Raw genomic sequence first — 18,224 nt, forward strand, 5'->3', positions numbered from 1 at the left:
ATGCAAAAATTATTCGCACTAGCGTTACTACTTTTCGGAACTTCCGTATGGGCCCAAGGGCCAAGTTTGGAAAAAGATTTTTCAGATATAGAATCAAAAGTCGTTGAATGGCGCAGGGACATCCATCAAAATCCTGAATTGAGTAATCGGGAATTCAAAACGGCCGAAAAGATTGCCAAACATCTCAAATCTCTGGGGATTGAGGTTCAAACGGGAATAGCCAAAACCGGAGTGGTCGGTATATTAAAAGGAGATCAACCCGGTAAGGTGGTTGGGTTACGTGCCGATATTGACGCACTTCCGGTTACAGAACGTAACGACCTACCTTATAGATCGACTGTGAAATCGACATTTTTAGGAAAGGAAGTTGGCGTAATGCATGCTTGCGGACACGATACCCACACGGCTATTTTGATGGGTGTTGCAGAGGTGCTGTCCAAAAACAAAGACAAAATTAAAGGAACGGTCAAATTCATTTTCCAACCCGCAGAAGAAGGAGCTCCTCCCGGTGAGGAAGGTGGGGCATTGCTGATGGTCAAGGAAGGGGTGCTTTCCAACCCTGATGTAGATGCCGTTTTTGGGCTTCATATCAATTCCCAAACACCTGTAGGAACCGTAAAATATAAGCCTGGAGGTGCAATGGCGGCCGCGCAACGCTTCGTCATCAACGTAAAAGGAAAGCAAACCCACGGCTCTCAACCTTGGGGCGGTGTTGATCCCATTTTGATCAGTGCCAAAATCATTGATGGCCTGCAAACCATCATCAGTCGTGAATCTGAACTTACCAATGAAGCCGCCGTAATTTCCGTAGGAAAAATTACAAGTGGGGTTAGATTCAACATCATTCCAGAGAGCGCAGAAATGATAGGCACTATTCGCACCTTGGACTACGACATGCAGAAGCATATCAACAAGCGTATGGAAGAAATGGTACCGGCCATTGCCAAAGCGTATGGTGGAGATGCAACCATCGATATCAAGAGCTCAACGGCCATTACTTTTAACGATTTGGAATTGACCGAAAAAATGGCGCCTACTCTAAAAAGAGTTGCTGGAGATGAGAATGTCAGCATTCATAAAGCCATTACCGGAGCTGAGGATTTTAGCTACTTTCAGGAAAAAGTACCCGGATTTTATTTCTTCTTAGGGGGAATGACCCCTGGAAATACAGAATCCTTTCCACACCACACCCCCGATTTCAAGATTGACGACAGTGGATTGTTGTTGGGAGTAAAAACGATGACCGGGTTGGCATTGGACTATTTAAACCTGTAAATATGGATACGGTAATGGACTTTTTGGCAGGAACTCCATGGTGGGCCTGGATTCTAATTTTATTAGGTCTTGTAGCCATGAGGGACATCTTCTTCCAAAAAGCCCATACCATAAGCCATAATTTTCCCATTATCGGACATCTGCGGTACTGGCTGGAGAGCATTGGTCCGGAAATGCGGCAGTATTTTGTGGCGAACAATCGGGAAGAACTTCCTTTTAATCGTATTGAACGTGGTTGGATCTATGCTTCAGCTAAAAAGGAAAACAACTATGAAGGTTTCGGCACGGACAGGGACATCTATGCACATCAGCACATTTTTGTAAAAAATGCCATGATTGGGTATCAAGTACCCAAAGGACATCCCAATGTAGAAGACCCTTATTTCTTGCCTTGTGCCAAGATCATAGGTGCATACAACAAACGAAAAAAACCCTATCGCCCGGCTTCCGTTATCAACGTATCTGCAATGAGCTTTGGTTCCCTTTCCGCAAGGGCGGTTGAATCCTTAAACCAAGGTGTTGGGAAGTCCATGGCGTACCACAACACCGGTGAAGGAGGCCTGTCCCCCTACCATAAAACGGGAGGTGATGTAGTGTTTCATTTTGGAACGGGCTATTTTGGGGTTCGCTCCCGTGAAGGGAACTTTTCCATGGAGAAAATGAAAATATTGGTGGACGAAAATCCTTGCATCAAGGCCATCGAAATAAAATTGTCCCAAGGAGCCAAACCCGGCAAAGGTGGAGTTTTGCCTGGAGCCAAAATAAGCCCGGAAATAGCCAAAATAAGAGGAGTTGAAGTTGGGAAAGATGTGCTATCACCAGCGACTCATACGGCATTCAACTCCATTCCTGAATTTGTTGAACTCATTGAGAATATAGCCAAGGAAACTGGATTGCCCGTTGGAATCAAAGGAGCCATTGGCAAACTGGATCAATGGGAAGAACTGGCAGACCTTATGAAAAAAACAGGCCAAGGCCCAGACTTTATTACCATTGACGGAGGTGAAGGTGGTACTGGAGCCGCACCCCCAAGTTTTGCTGATCATGTTTCGCTGCCATGGGTGTATGGTTTTTCTTCAGTGTATCGGATTTTTAAAGAACGTGGACTCACCGAACGATTGGTGTTTATTGGTAGTGGAAAACTTGGCTTCCCTGCCAAGGCGGCCATGGCCTTTGCCATGGGTGTTGACTGTATTAATGTGGCGAGAGAGGCCATGATGAGCATTGGATGTATACAGGCCCAGATCTGTCATACCAACCGATGCCCTTCAGGTGTAGCTACACAGAGCAAGTGGTTGCAGGGTGGTATCAATGTGCCACTGAAATCGGATAGGCTGGCACAATACTTCAAAACATTTAGAAAGGAATTCCTGGAAATTACCCATGCAGCTGGTTACGAACATCCTTGTCAGTTTTCCATGAATGATATCCAAGTTAATGTAGATGATGACTACCTTAGCAGTGATTTGGAAGCGGTCTACTCCTATCAAAAAGAAAAGGTTCCATTTGCCGACATGCAGGAACTTTACGACTGTGTTTATTTGGGCGGTAAGGCGTTTTCCAAAAAAACAACCTAATTTTGATTTCGATTTTTGCTTAAACCAACACATCTTACTTATGAAAAAACCATTACTTCTATTTTGCAGCTTATTTGTTGTTACGCTTGCTTTTTCCCAAAAGAAAAGTGAGCTATTTGCCCAAATTGATGATTTGGAAACCCAGGTCAGTGAAGTTCAACAGCAACTGGCCGAGGCCAAACGCGAGATTTCTTCCAGTACGGCCAAGGCAAATACGCTGGAAGCCGAAAATGTTGGGTTAAGGGATGCCAATGCCACCCTACTTAAAAACCTGAGCAGTTTTTCGGAGCTTTCCAAAAAGAACAGCGAAAATGTAAACAATGCTCTGCAAGCCCTGGAACGTAAAGAGCAACAATTAAGAGGAGTAACAGACATGATTTCCTCCAGTGACTCCACGGCCATTGTACTTTTGACTCGAATAAAACAGACCATGGGTGAAAATGCCAACCCCAATGTTTCTGATGGAGCCGTGATACTTTCCCAAAGTTTAACCAAGTTGTTTGGTTCGGACACCGGTACCACTTTAACGGAAGAAGGTAAAGTTTGGCTGTCGCAATTGGCAAAAATTATTTTGGCAAGCCCTAATATACATGCCCAAGTAGAGGGATTGAATATTACCGGAGAGTTTGGAGTTACTTACGATCAGGCTTCAGTTGCGGCAAAAGAATTGGTAACTACCTTAGCCGTACCTGTGGATAAGGTTGGTGTTTCCGTAAAAGATGGAAATTTCAAGGAAGGGATCTCTGTAAGTCTTCAACCCGATTACAAAGGGTTTTACGATAAAGCCAAAGCCAATCTGAAAAATGGTGAATAAGCCATAACGAAACATCTCTACTTCCATTTAGCATAAATAGTTCTATAGCATGTAACCCAAACGGCTCGGTTTTCAGTTTTTGCTTTTCCTCTATACTGATTCCCTGTATTGCGTCATTGGTCGATTTTAGTGATGGAAACTACTGCAACCAACTTATCTTGACTCTCAGTACATTACCAAACCAAAAACTGAGAAATCATGAATCGTCTTCTGTCCGTTTTAACCCCGTTCCTTTTGTTGGCCTGTACGCCTACTCCTCAAGAATCGGAAGTTGAAAGGGATGTACTAGGTTATGTAGACCCGTTTATAGGGACAGGATTTCATGGCCATACTTTTCCAGGGCCGGTAATGCCCCATGGTATGGTACAATTGAGCCCTGACACCAAATTGAATGGTTGGGATGCGTCCAGCGGTTATCATTATAGTGACAGCACCATTTATGGATTCTCCCACACGCATCTCAGTGGAACTGGGATTGGGGACATGGGTGATATTCTTGTTCTTCCCTTCACTGGGGAAGAAAAAAACAAACCGATAGCCCAATTTAAAAAGTCCGATGAAAGGGCTGAGGTCGGCAAGTACGCCGTCAAGTTCACCAACTACGATGTAGAAGCAGAATTGGCTGTTACGGAGCGAGCCGGTCTCCACAAATACACCTATGGTGCCAATCAGAATAAACAGCTGTTATTGGATGTGGGTCATATCCTTCAGCAAACCTGGGGGCATGGAAACATTTCCAATTCGTTGGAAATTGTAAATGATAGCACCGTAAGAGGCCTAAAACATTCCCGGGGCTGGGCTTATGATCATAAAGTGTATTTCCATGCCAAGTTCTCCAGTCCATTTCAGGTGGATAGCATTATTGTGGATGGCCAAGCTTCAAACAAAATTGAAGATGTTTATAAAGGTCAGAACATATACTCCCGTCTAAGCTTTCCATCCCTTTCCATAGGTAAACCTTTGCTAGTGAAGGTCGGAATATCTGCAGTTGATGAAAAAGGTGCCCAAACCAATCTTGAAAACGAACTACCGCATTGGGATTTTGAAGCGGTGGTCTCCCAGACACGGGAGAAATGGAAAAAGGAATTGAATCGCATTCAGGTACGGACAGCCGATGAGGATGTGCTTACCACCTTCTATACCTCCCTATATCACAGTATGATTGCTCCAGCCCTACACCAGGATGTGGACGGCAGATACCGTGGAATGGACAAAGAGATACATCAATCCACAAATGGAGCGATCAATTATACGGTATATTCACTATGGGACACTTTTAGGGCGCTACATCCTTTGATGACCATTATTGATGAACCCAAATCCATAGCTTATGTCAACAATTTGATTTTGAAATATGATGAAGGTGGCTTGTTGCCCAAGTGGCCTCTGGTTTCCAATTATACAGGAACAATGGTAGGCTATCCAGCTGTGGCCAACATTGCCGATGCCATATCCAAAAAACTTCCTGGAATTAACCAGCAATTGGCTTTGGAAGCAGCCATCACCAGCGCTTCGTATAGACCTGAACTAGTGAAGGATTCCGACGAACCCAGAAAGTCACGAGTCATGACCCCGTACAACAAGTATATCATTGAGGGACGGTTCATTCCCTCGGATGAAATAACAGCCTCCGTTTCCTACGGCCTTGAAAATGCTTATTATGATTGGTGCATAGCCCAGATTGCCCAAGCTGTTCGCAATGATTCCGTTGCGGAGCAATTTCAAAAAAGAGGGCAAAATTATCGGCATTATTTTGATTCGGAGACAGGGTTTATGCGTGGAAAAAATGCGGACGGCTCATGGCGAGAGCCTTTTAGTCCCAAACATTCTGATCATGAGCACTCTGATTATGTTGAAGGCAATGCCTGGCAATGGACTTGGTTTGTCCCCCATGATATTGACGGTTTTTCACAACTATATGGTGGCAAGGAACAATTCGCCAGTAAATTGGATAGCCTATTTACCACCTCTTCTGAAATTGAAGGTGAAAATGCCAGTGGGGATATTACGGGGCTGATTGGGCAGTATGCACATGGCAATGAACCTAGTCACCATATCGCATATATGTACACCTATGCAAACCAAGGGTGGAAAACGCAGGAATTGGTAAATCAAATTTTAAAGGAATTCTATACCTCCCAACCCGATGGTATCATTGGAAATGAAGATTGTGGTCAAATGTCCGCATGGTACGTCATGAGTGCCATGGGCTTCTATCAGGTTGCACCTGGAAAACCTGAATATGTTATTGGAAGGCCACTGTTTGACACCGTCAAAATACCACTTGAAAACGGAAAAACATTTACCATACTAACACAAAATAATTCCCCAAAAAATAAGTATGTGCAATCAGTCCGATTAAATGACAAGGAACTGGAAGAGTTGTTCTTTACCCATGATGCTATTAGAAATGGAAGTACGTTGATTATCACTATGGGGCCAGAACCAAAAAAATAGCGGGTATGCCCGGTATACTTTTTGAAAGTTTATTCCGTTATCATCCAAAGTATAAAATCCAAAACCAAACCAAACCATGAGCGGAGACGACATTTTTCAGCTTTTCGGCTTTTTATTGCCAGCCGTTGTTACGGGTGCCGTAGCATTTTATTTTTTTAGACTTCATACCAGAAACGAAGATGGTCGTAGACGTTTTCTGTTGCACAAGGATTCCCAAAAAGACACGCTTCCCATTCGTTTACAAGCCTATGAGCGTATGGTGTTGTTCTTGGAACGTATTTCCATCAACAGTCTTGTGGTAAGAGTGGCTCCCACGAGCAAGGACAAAAGTGCCTACGAAAATCTATTGATCAAACAGATAGAAACCGAGTTTGAGCACAACCTTTCACAACAGATCTATATGTCAGATGAGTGCTGGAACATTATCAAGGCCGCTAAAAATGCCACCATTCAAATTATACGTTCTGCCGGAATGAGTGAAACCGACTCTCCGGATAAACTAAGGGAAGATATCCTAAACCAAACGATAGACAAACAGTCTCCTTCTGCTACGGCTCTAGCCTTTATCAAGAAAGAAGTTAGTGAACTTTGGTAGTTTTTATTCCTGATGGTCAGGGTCTATAGGACTGGTCTCCTCATTTTTATTTTTCGCATATAAATACCCTCTTTTCCACCATAGGGTCATACGTTCTTTGTTAAAAATCAAGGAGTTCGTGGTCAACACGGTCGGGGTATAGTAGAAGTTGATGATGGCATCTTTTTGGTTGGCCACCAATTTTCCAATTCGGATGTTTTGATTTTCAATTCGATCCAGCATAAAACTAAAAATGGTAGTAATCAACTCAAATGGATTACGCACAGGCATACGGTTCAGGTAATTCACTTCAGTGTGCAAAACCACCACATCCACTTCTGTGGCTCCGCGTTTCAGTGCTTCTTCAATAGGCACCAGGGTACCCAGTCCCCCATCGGCATATTCACAACCATTTCTTCGGGCCAAACTCATAAAGGGTGTGTAGTTGGACGAAATCCAAATCCAATCGCAAAACTCCTCATAGGTGCAATCGTTGATGGATTTGTATTCCACCTGATTCAAGGAAAGATTGGAAACCGTGACCACAACATCTGAACTGCCTTGTTTCAATTCTTCAAATTCTGCCGGGGTAATGGAATTTCGAATAAGATGTCTAAGGTTTTCGCTCTCCCCAAAGGTCTTTTTCCCACGGATAAAATTTTTGACCACATTCCAATGGTTGATGGAAATCACCTCAATCCCATATTTCTTTTTGATGACAAAAGGGCAATTGTTGAAAATGCTGTTCTGGTTGACCGAGGAATAGATTTCCTTGATTTTATCCAGCTTGTTCAAGGCCAAATGGGAAATGAGCAGACTACCCGTGGATGTCCCCACAAATAGGTCATAATCGTGTTTGGCCTCCTCAATCAGAAATTGGGCTACACCCCCTGCAAAAGCTCCCTTACTACCTCCTCCTGAAATTACCAATGCCCTCATTTGCCCAAGGTTTTATCCAAATAACGCTGTTGTTCTAAATTTAAAGTAGGATAGATGGCCTTTACCCTGGCCAGGTTCCCTTCCGCTTTCAAAAAGTCTTTCAACATTTTTCTGCATGATTTTTTAAAGTGCCAAACATGATGGCTACAGGCTTTTATCAAACTTTTCAAGGTGTCATCGTTAAACGCTCCAATGCTTTTTAAATATTGAAATGCCAAAAGTCTAACTTCAAAATGGTATTCTGATCCCGTATAGGAGCTAAGCTCATTGTAAAAATCAGGTTTTTTGTCCATAGCATAATCTGCAGTCACCAAAGCCAAGGTCAGCCAAAGTAGACGCACATTTTTGTTTGGGAACCCAACAATATTTGCAGTTTGGTCCAGATAAACATTCCTGTTTTCAGGGAAATCCGTCCAAAGTTTGAATAACGCTGCTTCCACCGTGGTATAACTCTGATCACCTAGTAATCCTTCAAAACCCGCACGTACCTCCAAGGGCACTTTTTCCATAGCTAGGGAAATCGCTTGTCTTACCTTTAGCCCTTCCTGTTTTAAGAGTTCGTTTAAAAACTGCGGGGACAGTTGATTCCCGTAGTCCAATAAAAGTTGGTGCTTCAAGGCTTCTGATAGGTAGGTTTTCCAGTTTGCCCCAAGAACTGTCTCTGCATTTTCCGGCTTGTCTCCTATTTCCTCTTTTGCCTTAAAGTAGGTGTCTATTGATGTATTTTTCGCTCTTAAAAACAGTTTAACCTTTTCAAACGGAAAGTCGGATTCCTGCAACCAAGCCTCTTCAAAGCTGGAGAGTTTCATCCCCGAGGCCTTTTCCATTTCCCACATAAAATCGGAAATGGTCACATTCTGAAATGCGAACTTGGTCAGGTAGTTTTGTATCCCCTCCCTAAAAGCCATGTCTCCTACCCTATCCCGAAGTATAACTAAGGCCCATGCTCCTTTTTCGTAAAAAGTAAGGCTGCCAGCACTAGCATTGGTAAGTGCCTCTCCGTGGCCATCCCCGGAAAAATTATCCAAAGCTTTCGCCGTCTCCAACAATCTCCAATAAAAGTAATCCTCTCCAAAAATGTCTTTTTCAGCCAAGTAGGCATAAAAGGTGGCAAAACCTTCATGAAGCCAGTGATGGGAGCCACTCTGTTCGGTAACCAGATTCCCAAACCATTGGTGAGCCAATTCGTGGGCATTCACATTGACAAAGTTCTTGTCTATAAAAGCGGTGGAATCCACCATAAAGGTGTTGGAAAAAATGGTGGCACCAGTATTCTCCATCCCCGCATATAAAAAATCCTGTACGGGAATCTGCTTGTAGTTCTGCCAAGGGTATGGTACTCCAATTTCATCCGCCAAAAAATCAAACATCCGTTGGGTATGTCTGTAGGTAGGTTCAACGCAAAGGCTGTCCTTAGGTTCGTAATAGAGTTCAATGGGAATTCCTTTTTTAGAGTGCAGTATTTCCTTTTCAAAGTTACCCATGGCAAATGCCACGAGGTAGCTGCTCATGGGTTGTTCCATATCAAATCTCCAAACATTGATACCATCCTGTGGGACAATCTCCTCCAATTCCCCATTGGAAATTACCGTCTGGCTTTGATCGGCGACTATAGTCAGATCAAATTCAATCTTGTCATTCATGTCATCCAAACTCGGTAACCAATGACTGGTGTATTTTCCTTGTCCTTGTGTCCACATTTGCTTTTTGTCAGTGTCTCCATCTCCAATAAAATAGACTGTCTGTTTGGGAAATGCACTGTAGTTAAATTTTAAATGATGGTCATCCTTTCTAAACTGTTTTTTTACCACGAAATGTTGACCATCGGTTTTATAGTTGATTGGCTTACCATTCAACTGCACTTGTTCGAACTTCATTTCCTTGGCATCCAAGAAGATGGAATCTACTGGTTTTAAAATTTTAAAATAGTAGTCAACACTTCCTTGGATTTTTGCTTGTTCGAAGTCAGCCTGCACCAAAATTTGTCCCCTAACAAAATCCACTTTATCCTGAATTTGGGAGGAAAGGAGTTGGGTCAAAAGAAAAAAAATAAGCACAGGGGCAAGCTTCATGGCAACAGTATCACAAAAGTCTTTCCAAATTACATATTTTAGTTTGATGAATCCCAATTTTCTCCAAACTCCCATCCCCTATCTGAAAGGAGTTGGCCCCAACAGAGCCGAGACCCTTCGGACAGAATTGGGCATTGAAACCTACAGGGACTTATTACACCTTTTTCCCAATCGATATCTGGACAAAACCCAGTACTACAAAATTGCCCAGCTCCATGCCAGTGGTGCGGATGTACAAGTGGTGGGGAAAATAGTCCATATAAAAACCGTGGAACAAAAGCGGGGCAAACGTCTTGTGGCCAAATTTGTAGATGATACGGGCGAGATGGAACTGGTATGGTTCCGAATGCAAAAATGGATAAGGGACAATCTGAAATTGAATGAGCCTTATGTGGTCTTTGGAAGAATCAATAGGTACGGGAGTTCTTTTTCCATGCCCCATCCTGAAATGGAATTGCTTGCGGAGCATCAGCAAGGTCTAAAGGTAGCCATGCAGCCCATTTACCCTTCCACAGAAAAATTAAGCGCCAAGGGAATCACCAATAGGGTGGTCAGTAAAATGCAGCAACAATTGTTGTTAGAGTCCAAAGGACAGTTTGCGGAGTCACTCTCCCCCAGTATCTTAGATGAACTCCGCTTGATTTCAAAGAGCGAAGCGCTTTTGAACATTCACTTTCCAAAAAGTCAGGAATTGTTGGTCAAGGCCCAATTTCGACTCAAATTTGAGGAATTGTTTTTTGTGCAACTCCAACTGATTACCAAAAAACTAATCAGGAAGCAAAAGATTAAAGGTTTACCCTTTGATCAAGTAGGGACAAAATTCAATACTTTTTTTGAGCACCATCTTCCTTTTGAGTTGACCAATGCACAGAAAAAAGTCATCAAGGAAATCAGGAACGATTTGGGCAGCAATGCCCAGATGAACCGTTTGCTTCAAGGGGATGTAGGCTCTGGAAAAACCATTGTGGCCCTCATGTGTATGCTGTTGGCCATAGACAATGGGTATCAGGCTTGCTTAATGGCTCCTACCGAGATTTTGGCCCAGCAGCATTACAACGGCTTAAAGGAATTGTTGGGCAAAATGGAGGTGAAGATTGCCCTGTTGACGGGATCCACAAAAAAATCAGAACGTACTTTGTTGCACAACCAATTGGAAAATGGGAATCTCAATATTTTGGTGGGCACCCATGCTGTTTTGGAAGATAAAGTACAATTTAAAGACCTTGGGCTGGCCATTATTGATGAACAACACCGATTTGGGGTGGCACAACGCTCCAAATTGTGGCATAAAAATGAAACCCCTCCCCACATTCTGGTGATGACAGCTACACCCATACCTAGAACCTTGGCCATGAGTCTTTATGGGGACCTGGATGTCTCCGTAATTGATGAGCTACCTACCGGAAGAAAGGCCATCAAAACGGTTCATCGATTTGACAATAACAGATTAAAAGTTTTTGGGTTCCTTAAAGATGAAATCAGGAAGGGAAGGCAAGTTTACATAGTTTATCCCCTAATTCAGGAATCCGAAGCTTTGGATTACAAGGATTTGATGGACGGCTATGAGAGCATTGTCCGTGACTTTCCGCTTCCCGATTACCAAATTTCCATCGTTCATGGAAAAATGAAACCGGCGGACAAGGATTATGAAATGGAAAGATTTGTTCGTGGTGAGACCCACATTATGGTAGCTACTACCGTTATTGAGGTGGGGGTAAATGTCCCCAATGCCTCCGTGATGATCATTGAAAGTGCCGAACGCTTTGGACTTTCACAACTGCATCAGCTTCGTGGACGCGTAGGCCGTGGCGCAGAACAAAGCTTTTGTGTTCTGATGACGGGCCATAAACTATCCGAAGATGCCAAAACCCGTTTGCAAACCATGACCCGCACCAATGATGGATTTGAAATTGCAGAAGTGGACCTGAAACTCCGTGGTCCTGGTGATTTGATGGGTACCCAACAAAGTGGGCTGCTCAATTTGAAGATAGCGGACATCGTAAAGGACAACCAGATATTGCAAACCGCCAGATATCACGCCATTCAACTTTTAAAAGATGACCCCAGATTGGAGAAACCTGAAAATCTTCCCATTCGGTCGGCCTACACCATGATGTCCAAAGGGAAAGATATTTGGGGGTATATCAGCTAAAAAAAATGCCCAGCTTTCGCTAGGCATTTTCCTAATTTAATTCCCTAAGTAAATTGGTTTAGTTAATTCCTTCCCCTTTTTCAGCTTTATCCAAGTTGGCTTGAACGCGATCGCGGTTTACCTGGGCGGGCGCATTCTCCAATGCTAACTTTAGATGCTTAACAGTAGACTTATTATCCCCTAAAGCGGAATATCCTCTGGCCAATCCATAATGCACTGGCCATGTACCTTTGTGGTTCTTGGCATTCCATTTAAATACTTCAAGCGCTTTATCCGTGTTGCCTTGTCCAATAAGCTGTCTTCCATAGCCATGTACTTGGAAAACCGTTCCCAGCGGTAAGGCTTCCTGCATTAGGGCTTCCGCCTCAGCAGTTTTTCCTTGCTTGGCCAAAATCTGGGATTTAATACTCAAATTATTGAAATTCTTTTGGCTGAAAAACTGTCCCGCAATTGCGGCATCAACCCAGCCTAGGGCCTCGTCCAAATCACCTCCGTTGTTTTGGGCAAAATTGGCCGCTTGCTCCCAGCTTTGACGACTAAATCCTGGGTTGGTCTGCAATTCCTGACGAATCCGAGCCAAAACATTTTCGGTTACATTGGTTTCTACCTTAAATGGGATTTGTTTTTTCTCCCAGCTAAGGGAAGCTACTGCAGAAGTGGCATCAACTTCATCAAAATTAAAAGTGAGCTGTTCCACATGCGCAATCTCCTTGGTGGTAACATCCACACGAAGGGCATCGTCTCCCGGCTCGTAAAAATAACTTCCCCAAGCCCCATGGTTTTTTGAAAAAATCACAGTTGCCGAATTGTCTTCGTTGACAATCATGTGTAAACCATACTTGCCAGCTGGAAGTGTTTTACCTCCAATGGTCAAATCATGGTTGGTCTTGAAAATAGTGTTTTCATTGGCACCTGCCCTCCATGGTGATTCGGTAGCCGTTCCGAATCCCAAATTGTTCATGCCATAAGGGACCAGTGCGCCCCAAATTTCCCTATCGTTCACACTGGGTCTAGAGTAAACAATAGTGACATCCGTAGTTCCAATACGCTGAGAAACTTTTGCCATTTGACTACCTCTGGGCAGAAAGGTAAGCTGGGCATAGCTACTTGTGGAAATACAGAATGCAGCGATGAGAATCATGGCCGAAATGGCCGTGTAACTTTTTTTCATTTGTTCGTTTTTGATGAGTTAATGAATAAACTTTCTAGGTTGACTCCCAAGGTAGAAACCTCATCGTTCCAATAGCGTTACAACAATGTTAAAATAAAGGCAAACGTGTTAAAATTCAGAAGCTTACAGCTAAGATGTTCAGTGCCAATACCTAGGCAGATTTAAATCTTGGGTTGACAGGTAAAACAAGTTCGGGAACACCCTTTACCCTTTGGTTTTGAAAGAACATTCTGATGTTATGTACTTCCCAGTTAACATTCAGGATTGTTTTTGTTTTAAATCGAAAAACACACGCAATCCATCAGTTTCCATAGCAAAAACTTGCCTTGAACATCGTAATTTTCCAAACTAAAAATGAAGCTTTTGCTTTTCATATTTTAAATTTACCAGCTTATTAATTATTGAATGCAACGATGAGTAAAACACTATTTGATAAGGTTTGGGATTCCCATGTGGTTCAACATATTGAAAATGGTCCCGATGTACTTTTTATAGATAGACATTTGGTTCATGAGGTCACTAGTCCTGTGGCATTCCTTGGACTTAAAAACAGAGGCATCAAAGTGCTTTACCCTGAGCGCACTTTTGCAACTGCGGATCACAATACACCGACCATCAACCAACACTTGCCCGTTAAGGATAAGCTTTCGGCCAACCAGCTTAAAGCTCTGGAGGAAAATTCCAAAGCCCATAACATTCCTTATTGGGGCCTTGGACATGAGAAAAATGGTATTGTTCACGTGATAGGTCCGGAAAACGGAATTACTGTTCCTGGAGCAACAATTGTTTGCGGGGACTCCCATACTTCCACACACGGCGCTTTTGGCGCCATTGCTTTTGGAATTGGAACCAGTGAGGTTGAGATGGTCCTGTCCACGCAGTGTATTATGCAGCCAAAGCCGAAAAGCATGCGCATCAACATTGATGGGGAATTGAACAGAGCTGTGACGCCCAAAGATGTTGCCCTGTTCATCATATCCAAATTGACCACTTCCGGGGCCACAGGCTACTTTGTGGAATATTCAGGTGAAGTTTTCCGAAACATGTCCATGGAAGGACGTATGACCGTGTGCAACCTAAGTATAGAAATGGGAGCTCGAGGCGGTATGATCGCTCCGGACCAAAAGACTTTCAATTACATTCAAGGGCTGGAATATGCCCCAAAAGGCGAAGCTTGGAACAAAGCCATGGCATACTGGGAGCAATTGCACACCGATGAGGGTGCAAGCTTTGACAAGGAAATTTCCTTTAATGCTTCGGAAATAGAACCTATGATTACGTACGGAACCAATCCCGGTATGGGAATGGGTATCCAAAAAGATATTCCCCAAGCCGAGGCCGTTGAAGGCGGTGCCGCTACCTACAAAAAGTCCTTGGAGTACATGGCTTTCAATGAAGGGGATGCCATGATTGGCAAGCCAATCGATTTTGTTTTTCTTGGAAGTTGTACCAACGGTAGAATTGAGGATTTCAGAGCCTTCGCTTCCATTATCAAGGGAAGGAGAAAAGCGGACAATGTTACCGCATGGCTGGTTCCTGGGTCGCATCGCGTTGAAGAGGCCATTAAGGAAGAAGGTATTCTGGATATTTTGCATGAAGCTGGATTTGAATTGCGGGAACCTGGCTGTTCTGCCTGCTTGGCCATGAATGATGATAAAATCCCCGCTGGGAAATATGCGGTGAGTACTTCCAACCGAAACTTTGAAGGAAGACAAGGGCCAGGTGCACGTACCCTTTTGGCGAGTCCTTTGGTGGCAGCCGCGGCAGCAGTTACTGGAAAAGTAACCGACCCAAGAGAATTAATGGAATTACAAGAAGCATAACCAATCCGTATACTGATTATTGATCATTGTTAATTGAAAAAAATGGCTTACGATAAATTCAACATACTTAAAAGTTCCGCAGTTCCACTTCCTATAGAAAATGTGGACACGGACCAAATCATTCCAGCTCGTTTTCTTAAAGCTACTGAGCGAAAAGGTTTTGGAGATAATCTCTTTAGGGACTGGAGGTTTAACTCCGATGATACCCCTAAGGAGCATTTTGTGCTTAACAATCCCATTTATAGCGGAAAAATTTTGGTAGGCGGAAAGAATTTCGGTTCTGGATCCTCCAGAGAACATGCCGCTTGGGCTGTTTACGATTACGGATTCCGTTGTGTGGTATCCAGCTTCTTTGCTGATATTTTCAGAAACAACTGTTTAAACATTGGGGTCCTTCCAGTACAGGTGAGTCCAGAGTTTTTGGATAAAATCTTTAAGGTCATAGAGGCTAACCCTGATACAGCATTGGAAATCAACCTTCCCGAGCAAACCATTACCTTATTGGAAACTGGAGAACAGGAGAGCTTCGCCATAAACGATTATAAAAAAGAGAATATGCTCAATGGGTTTGATGATATTGACTTTTTGTTGAACATCAAAACCAATATTGAGAAATTTGCCCAGAATACTCCGCTTTAACAACACTTAAGAGAGAACCTATGGCACAGCGGAGCGTCGAAATAATGGATACCACCCTTAGGGATGGTGAACAGACCTCTGGGGTTTCTTTTTCTTCATCGGAGAAACTGACCTTGGCCAAATTGTTATTGGAAGAACTACAGGTAGACCGTATTGAAGTGGCATCCGCACGGGTTTCTGATGGGGAGTTTACAGCTGTAAAGAACATCACGGAATGGGCAGAAACTGAAGGTCATTTAGACCGAGTGGAAGTTTTGACCTTTGTGGACAAAGGTGTTTCCCTCAATTGGATGGAACAGTCGGGAGCCAAGGTTCAAAATTTACTGACCAAAGGCTCTTTGAACCATCTGACCCACCAACTCAAGAAAACCCCTGAAGAACATTTCAAGGAAATAGCCGAGGTTATAGCCCAAGCTGAATCCATGGGCATTACCACCAATGTATACTTGGAGGATTGGAGCAATGGGATGCGCAACTCGCCAGATTATGTGTTTGAATTTCTGGATTTTTTGACGCAACAACCGGTCAAACGCATATTGCTGCCGGATACCTTGGGAATATTGACCCATCAGGAGGCATTTAGCTTCATCCATCAAATCATTAAGAAATATCCCAATTCCCATTTCGATTTTCACGGACACAATGATTATGATTTGAGTGTAGCCAATGTGATGGAAGCCTTAAAAGCCGGATGTCATGGGTTGCACCTTACCGTTAACGGAATGGGTGAACGTGCAGGAAATGCTCCACTAGCCAGTGTGGTTGCAGTCATTAACGATTTTATGCCTAAAATCACTATTGGAGTCAAGGAATCTTCCTTGTACAAGGTGAGTAAACTGGTCTCTGCTTTTACAGGTTTTGGTATCCCTTACAACAAACCTATTGTGGGAGATAATGTTTTTACACAAACTGCTGGAATACACGCAGATGGAGATAGTAAAAAGAATCTTTACTTTAATGATTTACTACCAGAGCGATTTGGTAGGAAACGCAAGTATGCCTTAGGAAAAACATCTGGAAAAGCCAACATTCAAAAGAATTTGCAAGAGTTGGGCCTTACCTTAAATGATGAGGAGTTAAAAAAAGTAACAGAGCGGATTATTGAGCTTGGAGATAAAAAGGAGCGGGTAACCAAGGAAGATCTACCCTTTATCATTTCCGATGTGCTGGATTCAGAATTGCATCCAAAGCGGGTGATTGTAAAATCGTATGTGCTGACCCATTCCAAAGGACTCAAACCCTCCACTACCCTTTCCATTGAAATTGATGGAAAAACCTATGAGGAAAACGCCCAAGGAGATGGACAGTTCGACGCTTTTATAAACGCTCTCAAGAAAATTTATCAAAAAGAAAAGGTGGCTTTGCCTAAATTAGTCGATTACGCTGTGCGTATCCCCCCGGGAAGTAATTCTGATGCCCTTTGTGAGACCATAATTACCTGGCAAACCGAAGAAAAGGATTTCACGACTCGAGGATTGGACTCTGATCAAACAGTATCAGCCATAAAAGCCACAGAAAAAATGCTTAACCTCTTTTAAAATAGATTCAAGATTAAGAGAAACAAGATTCAAGACTATTCATACAGCTACAAAACAGCAACTGTGATATCTGAAATCTCATCTCTAACAACTGATAACCGATAACTGAAAACCGAGAATCAACATATGAAACTGAACATTGCCCTTTTAGCTGGAGATGGAATAGGCCCCGAAGTAATTGACCAGGCCGTTAAAGTATCCAATGCTGTAGCCAAGAAATTCAACCATGAAATTAGCTGGACTCCTGCCCTAACAGGAGCGGCGGCCATAGATGCTGTTGGAGTACCTTATCCCGATGAAACCCATGAAGTTTGCGCCAATGCAGATGCCGTTTTGTTTGGAGCCATTGGCCATCCACGTTTTGACAACGACCCTTCGGCCAAAGTCCGTCCAGAGCAGGGCTTGTTGAAAATGCGTCAAAAACTGGGATTATTTGCCAATGTCAGACCCACGTTCACTTTCCCTTCCCTAATCGACAAATCTCCCCTAAAACGAGATCGAATTGAAGGAACAGATTTGATTATCCTTCGCGAACTAACAGGAGGTGTTTATTTTGGTGAAAGAGGAAGAAAGGACGATGGAGATACTGCTTTCGACACCATGACCTACCAACGTTTTGAAGTGGAGCGCTTAGCGCGCAAAGGTTTTGAAATGGCCCTAAAACGGGGCAAAAAGCTATGTTGCGTGGACAAAGCCAATGTTTTGGAAGCCTCCAGATTGTGGAGAGAAACCGTACAGGCTTTGGAAAAAGAATATCCGGATGTGGAGGTCACCTATGAATTTGTGGATGCCGTTGCCATGCGATTAATTCAATGGCCCAAAGGCTACGACGTAATCATTACCGCCAATCTATTCGGGGACATTCTTACGGATGAAGCTTCGGTAATTTCTGGATCTATGGGATTGATGCCCTCTTCTTCCGTAGGAAGCAAAGTTTCCCTTTACGAACCCATTCATGGATCCTATCCGCAAGCAGCAGGTAAAGACATTGCCAATCCGCTAGCCACGGTGCTTTCTGCAGCTATGTTATTTGAGGATTTGAATTTGACGGACGAAGCCCAGACTATTCGGGATGTGGTGAACAAATCTTTGGCAGAAGGGATTGTCACCGAAGATTTAGCCGATGGCGGAAAATCTTATAAGACCAGCGAAGTTGGTGATTGGCTTGCCTCGAACATTTAGATAAGCAACCA

13 protein-coding genes are annotated in these 18,224 nt (G+C 43.3%); 10 read left to right on the top strand and 3 right to left on the bottom strand.

The genetic code is table 11. The annotated features are described in order from the left end of the window. The 5 genes from FGG15_RS03760 to FGG15_RS03780 all read left to right on the top strand — a co-directional run bounded on the left by FGG15_RS03760 (position 1) and on the right by FGG15_RS03780 (position 6,718). On the top strand, positions 1-1,275 hold the full coding sequence (locus FGG15_RS03760) for an amidohydrolase (protein WP_138833359.1): 1,275 nt from the start codon (positions 1-3) through the stop codon (positions 1,273-1,275). Between the two features lie 2 nt (positions 1,276-1,277). Beyond that, on the top strand, positions 1,278-2,852 hold the full coding sequence (locus tag FGG15_RS03765; protein ID WP_138833361.1) for an FMN-binding glutamate synthase family protein: 1,575 nt from the start codon (positions 1,278-1,280) through the stop codon (positions 2,850-2,852). A gap of 40 nt (positions 2,853-2,892) precedes the next feature. Further along, positions 2,893-3,666, top strand: a complete 774-nt coding sequence (locus tag FGG15_RS03770; protein WP_138833363.1) for a DNA replication initiation control protein YabA — start codon at positions 2,893-2,895, stop codon at positions 3,664-3,666. A 198-nt stretch (positions 3,667-3,864) separates the two neighbouring features. Next, on the top strand, positions 3,865-6,123 hold the full coding sequence (locus FGG15_RS03775; protein WP_138833365.1) for a GH92 family glycosyl hydrolase: 2,259 nt from the start codon (positions 3,865-3,867) through the stop codon (positions 6,121-6,123). Between the two features lie 76 nt (positions 6,124-6,199). Then, positions 6,200-6,718 (top strand): DUF7935 family protein, encoded by a 519-nt coding sequence (locus FGG15_RS03780; RefSeq protein ID WP_138833367.1) that lies wholly within the window; start codon positions 6,200-6,202, stop codon positions 6,716-6,718. Positions 6,719-6,721: 3 nt separating this feature from the next. On the opposite strand, the gene FGG15_RS03785 is transcribed toward FGG15_RS03780, so the two are convergent. Continuing rightward, positions 6,722-7,636, bottom strand: a complete 915-nt coding sequence (locus tag FGG15_RS03785; protein WP_138833369.1) for a patatin-like phospholipase family protein — start codon at positions 7,634-7,636, stop codon at positions 6,722-6,724. Continuing rightward, positions 7,633-9,708, bottom strand: coding sequence for a M1 family metallopeptidase (locus FGG15_RS03790; protein ID WP_138833371.1), 2,076 nt, complete (start codon positions 9,706-9,708; stop codon positions 7,633-7,635). The genes FGG15_RS03785 and FGG15_RS03790 overlap by 4 nt, the downstream gene beginning before the upstream one ends. Before the next feature lie 46 nt (positions 9,709-9,754). Between FGG15_RS03790 and recG the strand changes: the two genes are divergently transcribed. After that, entirely contained in the window at positions 9,755-11,860 is a 2,106-nt protein-coding gene (recG, locus tag FGG15_RS03795; protein ID WP_138835382.1) for an ATP-dependent DNA helicase RecG, read from the top strand. A gap of 58 nt (positions 11,861-11,918) precedes the next feature. Here the strand turns inward: recG and FGG15_RS03800 are convergent, their stop codons facing one another. Next, positions 11,919-13,031 (bottom strand): DUF2911 domain-containing protein, encoded by a 1,113-nt coding sequence (locus FGG15_RS03800; RefSeq protein ID WP_138833373.1) that lies wholly within the window; start codon positions 13,029-13,031, stop codon positions 11,919-11,921. Between the two features lie 413 nt (positions 13,032-13,444). Here FGG15_RS03800 and leuC point away from each other — a divergent pair, with 413 nt between their 5' ends. From leuC to leuB, 4 genes are all read left to right on the top strand, one after another. Further along, positions 13,445-14,854: a 3-isopropylmalate dehydratase large subunit gene (leuC, locus tag FGG15_RS03805; RefSeq protein WP_138833375.1), complete on the top strand. Its 1,410-nt coding sequence runs from the start codon at positions 13,445-13,447 to the stop codon at positions 14,852-14,854. Between the two features lie 42 nt (positions 14,855-14,896). Then, the gene (gene leuD / locus FGG15_RS03810; RefSeq protein WP_138833377.1) at positions 14,897-15,493 is read left to right on the top strand and encodes a 3-isopropylmalate dehydratase small subunit; all 597 of its coding nucleotides are present in this window, start codon (positions 14,897-14,899) and stop codon (positions 15,491-15,493) included. 20 nt (positions 15,494-15,513) lie between these two features. Then, entirely contained in the window at positions 15,514-17,031 is a 1,518-nt protein-coding gene (locus FGG15_RS03815; RefSeq protein ID WP_138833379.1) for an alpha-isopropylmalate synthase regulatory domain-containing protein, read from the top strand. Between the two features lie 126 nt (positions 17,032-17,157). Continuing rightward, the gene (gene leuB / locus FGG15_RS03820; protein WP_138833381.1) at positions 17,158-18,213 is read left to right on the top strand and encodes a 3-isopropylmalate dehydrogenase; all 1,056 of its coding nucleotides are present in this window, start codon (positions 17,158-17,160) and stop codon (positions 18,211-18,213) included. The last annotated feature ends 11 nt before the right edge of the window (positions 18,214-18,224 follow it).

This window comes from Flagellimonas algicola (assembly GCF_005937185.1).
Classification (GTDB): Bacteria; Bacteroidota; Bacteroidia; order Flavobacteriales; family Flavobacteriaceae; genus Flagellimonas; species Flagellimonas algicola.

What these genes read in the sequence shown, in the direction of transcription:
- FGG15_RS03760 (WP_138833359.1), top strand. Translation starts at nt 1, where the DNA reads ATGCAAAAATTATTCGCACTAGCGTTACTACTTTTCGGAACTTCCGTA.
- FGG15_RS03765 (WP_138833361.1), top strand. Translation starts at nt 1,278, where the DNA reads ATGGATACGGTAATGGACTTTTTGGCAGGAACTCCATGGTGGGCCTGG.
- FGG15_RS03770 (WP_138833363.1), top strand. Translation starts at nt 2,893, where the DNA reads ATGAAAAAACCATTACTTCTATTTTGCAGCTTATTTGTTGTTACGCTT.
- FGG15_RS03775 (WP_138833365.1), top strand. Translation starts at nt 3,865, where the DNA reads ATGAATCGTCTTCTGTCCGTTTTAACCCCGTTCCTTTTGTTGGCCTGT.
- FGG15_RS03780 (WP_138833367.1), top strand. Translation starts at nt 6,200, where the DNA reads ATGAGCGGAGACGACATTTTTCAGCTTTTCGGCTTTTTATTGCCAGCC.
- FGG15_RS03785 (WP_138833369.1), bottom strand. Translation starts at nt 7,636, where the DNA reads ATGAGGGCATTGGTAATTTCAGGAGGAGGTAGTAAGGGAGCTTTTGCA.
- FGG15_RS03790 (WP_138833371.1), bottom strand. Translation starts at nt 9,708, where the DNA reads ATGAAGCTTGCCCCTGTGCTTATTTTTTTTCTTTTGACCCAACTCCTT.
- recG (WP_138835382.1), top strand. Translation starts at nt 9,755, where the DNA reads ATGAATCCCAATTTTCTCCAAACTCCCATCCCCTATCTGAAAGGAGTT.
- FGG15_RS03800 (WP_138833373.1), bottom strand. Translation starts at nt 13,031, where the DNA reads ATGAAAAAAAGTTACACGGCCATTTCGGCCATGATTCTCATCGCTGCA.
- leuC (WP_138833375.1), top strand. Translation starts at nt 13,445, where the DNA reads ATGAGTAAAACACTATTTGATAAGGTTTGGGATTCCCATGTGGTTCAA.
- leuD (WP_138833377.1), top strand. Translation starts at nt 14,897, where the DNA reads ATGGCTTACGATAAATTCAACATACTTAAAAGTTCCGCAGTTCCACTT.
- FGG15_RS03815 (WP_138833379.1), top strand. Translation starts at nt 15,514, where the DNA reads ATGGCACAGCGGAGCGTCGAAATAATGGATACCACCCTTAGGGATGGT.
- leuB (WP_138833381.1), top strand. Translation starts at nt 17,158, where the DNA reads ATGAAACTGAACATTGCCCTTTTAGCTGGAGATGGAATAGGCCCCGAA.